7 protein-coding genes and 1 pseudogene are annotated in these 5,200 nt (G+C 51.6%); 6 read left to right on the top strand and 2 right to left on the bottom strand.

What is annotated here, in order from left to right; genetic code table 11:
• Positions 1-200, top strand: a pseudogene (locus tag JU82_RS10250) (hypothetical protein); the annotation flags it as partial.
• Positions 201-209: 9 nt separating this feature from the next.
• Here the strand turns inward: JU82_RS10250 and JU82_RS10255 are convergent.
• The gene (locus JU82_RS10255) at positions 210-1,451 is read right to left on the bottom strand and encodes an OprD family outer membrane porin (RefSeq protein ID WP_037950254.1); all 1,242 of its coding nucleotides are present in this window, start codon (positions 1,449-1,451) and stop codon (positions 210-212) included.
• A 3-nt stretch (positions 1,452-1,454) separates the two neighbouring features.
• Entirely contained in the window at positions 1,455-1,847 is a 393-nt protein-coding gene (locus JU82_RS10260) for a DUF255 domain-containing protein (RefSeq protein WP_037950257.1), read from the bottom strand.
• A 118-nt stretch (positions 1,848-1,965) separates the two neighbouring features.
• Here JU82_RS10260 and JU82_RS10265 point away from each other — a divergent pair, with 118 nt between their 5' ends.
• The 5 genes from JU82_RS10265 to JU82_RS10285 form a co-directional block, all read left to right on the top strand.
• A complete protein-coding gene (locus tag JU82_RS10265; RefSeq protein ID WP_037950261.1) occupies positions 1,966-2,343 on the top strand; it encodes a metalloregulator ArsR/SmtB family transcription factor in 378 nt (125 codons plus the stop codon).
• A 12-nt stretch (positions 2,344-2,355) separates the two neighbouring features.
• Complete coding sequence (locus tag JU82_RS10270; protein WP_037950264.1) at positions 2,356-2,745, top strand: thioredoxin family protein; 390 nt, start codon at positions 2,356-2,358, stop codon at positions 2,743-2,745.
• Positions 2,742-3,341: a pentapeptide repeat-containing protein gene (locus JU82_RS10275; protein WP_037950267.1), complete on the top strand. Its 600-nt coding sequence runs from the start codon at positions 2,742-2,744 to the stop codon at positions 3,339-3,341. Before JU82_RS10270 ends, JU82_RS10275 begins: the two co-directional genes overlap by 4 nt.
• 145 nt (positions 3,342-3,486) lie before the next feature.
• Positions 3,487-4,713 (top strand): TolC family protein, encoded by a 1,227-nt coding sequence (locus JU82_RS10280; protein WP_037950271.1) that lies wholly within the window; start codon positions 3,487-3,489, stop codon positions 4,711-4,713.
• Positions 4,694-5,200 (top strand): biotin/lipoyl-binding protein (locus JU82_RS10285; protein WP_037950273.1); only part of this gene is annotated, 507 nt, incomplete at its 3' end. The genes JU82_RS10280 and JU82_RS10285, both read left to right, overlap by 20 nt.

Raw genomic sequence — 5,200 nt, forward strand, 5'->3', positions numbered from 1 at the left:
AAGACATTGCCAAGATCAGCGCCCTTGCGACGGGGGTGTTTTGGCTTGTATTGCCCTCGTTGGCGTTGTTTGTGACTTTGCCGCTATTGCTGAAACAGGGGCTGAATTTTTATCTCAGCCTCTCTGTTTCGCTTATCGTGACCGTGGCGTGTTACTGGGGGATGGTCACCGTGCTCAATCATTATGGCGTAAAACTCTAATACCGAGTGTCAAAAAAAATAATCGGCGATGATGCGGACGTTGGTCTCGTCAAACGCTTTGGCTTTGTACAGCGACGTACTGCCGCTGTCGTAATCGACGCGGGCAAGGCGGGTGCGCAGCCGCATCTCTTTGCGCGGCTGATACGTCGCGTCGATGTTGACCTCGTCCGAATCGGGGCGGGGGTTCGCCGTCAGGGAGTGCGGATCGCTTTGCGTCGAGTCGCTCTGATCGATCCGCATATACTTGGCAGAGATTTCGAAACTTGAATCGGGACGATACGCAAGAATGCCGCCGTAGGCCTGCGCCCCGGCGTTTTCGCTCTCCCCGTCGATTTGCAGATCGGTGTAGGTGATGAAGCCTCCCCACCCCATGTTTTCATACCGTCCGCCCGTACCCAGAAGGCTCTGATCGCCGATGCGGGTATACAGGGCGCTCAGACTCCATGCTCCTTGCGAGACTGTGCCGCGTAGCCCAAACAGGTAGGTATCGACCTCACCTGCGGCTTTGTCACCGACGCTGTGCTCGTTCAAATACTGCAATGCCGCCGAAAAAGTCGTTCCTTCCGGTAACTTACAGATTTCATTGTCGACAATCTGCACATAAGGGGCATTCATCACGTCGCGGACATAGGTGTCGTACAGTTCGATTTTGAGAGAACTTTTCGGGGAGTAGAGCGCTCCGAGGACGGCGATGTCGCGGTCGATTCCGAGCGAACGGGTCGGCGAGACGAAGGTATCGGAGGCTTTGTATTTCCATCCCGTAATATAGGCGGCTTTGAGGGCGGTGTGGGCGATGCTCTTGTTTTCCGCATAGAGGGCTTCGAAGCTGTTGGGGAGCATCCGGTTGTAGTAGTCGTTGGCAAGGGGCAGATCGAGGCGCTGGCGTCCGTAGCGCAGAAGGGTGTCATGCCCCGTGTATTGCAGATACGCCTCGCCGAGGGTGTTGATGGCGCTTCCGTCGAGGTTGAGATTGTGTGTCTGTCCCGAATAGGGCATCCGCGTTACGGGGAGTGCCCCGTTGCTCGAAAAAAACGAAACGGCGCCGCTGAATCCTTCCATCGCCGCCGTTTGATAGCTGAGGATTCCGCCGAGAGTGAGGGCTGTGCGATCGATGCGCAGCTCGCGGTCGCCGTCGTACCAAAAAGCGCGCAGCTGGCCGCTTGCTTTGCCTTTTTTGAAGATGTCTTCAAGATTTTGCGCGCTGCCCGAAACGGCGAGGAGCAATGATAAAAAGAGGGAGCGTTTGAACATCGCTTATTTACCCTGTTTTACGTCTTTGAGCTTTTGCAAAAATCCCTCTGCACTCGCTCCTCCGACCATCATTCGTCCGATCTGTTTGCCGTTGGAATCCAGAAAATAGTAGGTCGGTGTTCCAAAGACTTGATACCCGTATTTGTCAGGACGGACTTCGATATCGATTTCGACGGGAACGAAGAAGTTTTTGACGTATTCGGCGACCTCGTCGTTTTCATATACCTTGGTTTTCATTACATTGCACATTTTGCACGTTTTTTTCGAGAACATCAGCATCACGATTTTGTGCTCTTTTTTGGCTTGCACTAGCCCCTGCTCGTATGAGGGTGCCCAGTCGAGTTCGGCGAAGAGGGAACTGCTGATCATTAAGAAAGTTAATAGGATTTTTTTCATTTACAGATTCTCCGATCGGGAATGTCCGCTCTGTGGCGGCAATAAATAAGGTTATTAGCTAATTAACTAATTAATTTGCATGGTATAATAATCCCAACTGATTTGTCAAGGCTCTGCGATGTTGGACATGGAACAAAAGCTCAAAATCTTTAAAGCGCTCAGCAACGAGACCCGCTTTTTGATTTTTAAAAACGTTTTTACGGGGGGATATACCTGTTCGCTGGACAAAAAACAGCCCGGCGTCGAAGTCAATCCGATCGCAACGTGCGTCAGTACCATCGCGGAACACTTCAATTTTTCGCTGCCGACGATTTCGGCCCATATCAAGGAGCTCAAAGAAGCGAAGATCATCACTGTCGAGAAAAAGGGGAACAAAGTCTACATCGAGCCCAACATCGAGACGATTCGGGAGATGGCGGGGTGTTTTACGACACTGGTGACAAACTTCGACGAGAACCGCGAGCTGTTTTTCGACGACAAGCTGGCGCTGAAATAAGGAGACGAAACAATGAAAATAGTATGGCTGTGGTTGTCAGCTTATGCAATCGCATGGGCCGGAACGATCCAGAACGACGAAGCGTTTAAATCGGCGGTGGCGTCGATGGGGAAAACGGACAAGCTCGTATTGATGATCTATACCGCCGACGATTGCCCCGAATGTGCCTACATGAAGAAAAAAGTGTTCCTCGACAAAGGGGTGGCAGGGTATCTGAATGCGAACTTCGTGATCGTGGAGAAAAACGTCCACAAGGGTAAACTCCCCGAGGACTTCGATTATTTCGGGATTCCAACCATGTTTTTTATCGACAAAGCGGGGAATAAAAAAGAGACCCTGATCGGGAGCCAACGCCCCGAGCCGTTTGCCAAAGAGTTGCACCGCATCCGGGGGATGAAATGAAAAACGTTCTAATCGCTCTGATGATGGGATGGGCTGCACTGGGGGCGTACGATGCGGCGCATCTCAAAAAGACGCTGGAGGAGAAAGAGTGCGTCGGATGCGACCTGCGCGGGGCCGATCTGCGTAATATTGATTTCAGCGGCGGCGATCTGAGCCGCAGCGATCTCTCCGGTGCCGATTTGAGCAACAGTATTTTCGTGATGTGCTCATTCGATGATGCCAATCTGAGCCGTGCCAAGGCGCTGGGGGCGATTTTCTGGAAAGGGTCGATGGAGCGTGCCGATCTGAGTCATATGCAGGCGAAGGGGGCCAATTTCAAAGGGACCCATTTGAACCGTGCCGATCTATCCCATGCCGATCTGCGGGAGACGAAGAGCTGGAAAGCCAATTTTACCGAAGCGAAACTCTTTCAAACCGATTTTAGGGGTGCGGAGCTGGGGGACGCGAAGTTTATCCGTAACGATCTGCGCACCGCAAAACTGAAAAATGCCCTGCTGTGGCAGACCCGCTTTAGCGAATCGGTGATGAGTAAAGCGCAGTGCTCAACGGCGAAAAGAGAGGAAGCGATTTTGGACGCAAACGTGACGTGCCGTTGAAAGGGTTGTCCTTAATCAGAATGCAATGGGCAATTTTAGAACAGAGGATGTTAACGCACTGTTAATGGCTCTGTTATTCTTGACATCGGTCATTGTGATTTTTATATGCGAGTAGTATCATATTGTTTTTGGGATTGCCGGAACATTGAGCGTCGATGATGCGATCCGCAAAACGCTTCGCGCCCATCCTGATATGCAGATGGCAACGATGCGGCAGGCAAGCGCACTGAGCGATGCTCAAAGTACCCGATCCGCATTGCGCCCGAGACTGGACGCAACCGTCGGCTATTATCCGACCAAAACATTTGTGATGCCCTCAAGCGGAGCGTTTTCAACCCGAGAGAGTGATGCGTTTCATGCGGATGTTACGGGGAGCTATACGCTATGGGATGCGGGGCGTACGGAAGATCGTTACAGTGCTTCACTCCATAAGAAAAGCGAAGCCGATGCCAATCGATACGTCGCTGCCAATACTCTGATCGAGCAGGTGCGTCTGCATTATTACACGCTGGCCTATTTGGATTCGCGGAAGCATACGGCAGAACAATCGGTACGTTTTTACCAAGCCCAGTATGAGCGTTCGTCCAGTATGCGGAAGAATGGGCTCAAAACCGAAGCGGACGAATCACGCTTTAAAGCATCGCTCATGGAAGCGAAAGAGGCTTTGTCTGCGATCAATGCCGAAAACGACAAGAACGCTTTGGCTCTATCGCTTTTGATGGGAGAGGATGGGGAAATTCAGATCAAAAAAGAGGAATTGGACCGCCGTGCCGATACCATTTCTCTGATGGAAAGTTCAGGGACGCTTCGTCAAAGACTCTCTTCGCAGAACCCGCAGCTTAAAGCACTGCAAGCCGCAACTGATCACGCAAAAGCAGTGTCCGAAGCCGCCGGCAAAGAGCAATACGGGAGCGTGGCCCTTATCGGCTCATACGGATACGACAACTCCCTCTCCTCGTATGATAGCTCTTCGGTCGGTGTCGTCGGAACGATCCCTTTGTACGAAGGGGGGAAAATAACGGCAGAAGGGCAAAAAAGCCGCATAGCCCTCTCTCTGGCGCAAAAAGAGTACGAGAGCACGGAACGCGCCCTTTATACTGAACTTTATGGAAGCTATAGTGACTTGAAACGTTCCGACAAAACGATCGCAGCGCAACAGAGCATTATCGAGGCGGCGCAAAAAACGCTTCGGTTAATCGAAGGGCGATACGCTCAGGGGCTGGCGACTTATGTCGATGTGCTGGAAGCACAAAGTGCCGTCGAAAACGGGCATATTGGGTTGGCTGAAGCCAAATTTCAAAAAATACGCGCGTGGGCGCACATGGAAAAAATGCTCAATGAAGGATGCGACAATGATGTATGCAAAAAATAAATTTTTACTAATCGGCGGAGTCATTATTGTCATACTCGGCGCTATTATGATCACAAAAGCAGTGATGCCGAAAAATACTCCGCCTGTCTCACTTCCGCAGACTCCCAAACCGGCGGAAAGCGTCAACGGCGTCGGAACTCTCGAAGCCAAAGAGGTGGTGATCCTCGCTCCAAAAACAACCGCTAAACTTCAAGAGCTTTACGCGGATGAGGGGGATGCGGTTGAAGAGGGGCAAGTATTGGCGAAAATGGACGTTGCTGAACTGCATGCCAACGTTCAAGAAAGCACCGCCCTTATCGCCAAAAGCCGTGCACAGCTCTCATCGCAAAGAGCGGTGATCGAGGATTTGGAAGCCAAATACGACTTGGCCGATGCCACACTGAACCGTTATACCGCTTTGCTGAGAGGGGGGTTTGTGACGCAGGCCGAATTTGATACGGCTCAGGCAGGAGCGCGCAGTGCCAAAGCGCAATACAATAGTGCCAAA

It is taken from the genome of Sulfuricurvum sp. MLSB (assembly GCF_000747095.1).
Lineage (GTDB): Bacteria > Campylobacterota > Campylobacteria > Campylobacterales > Sulfurimonadaceae > Sulfuricurvum.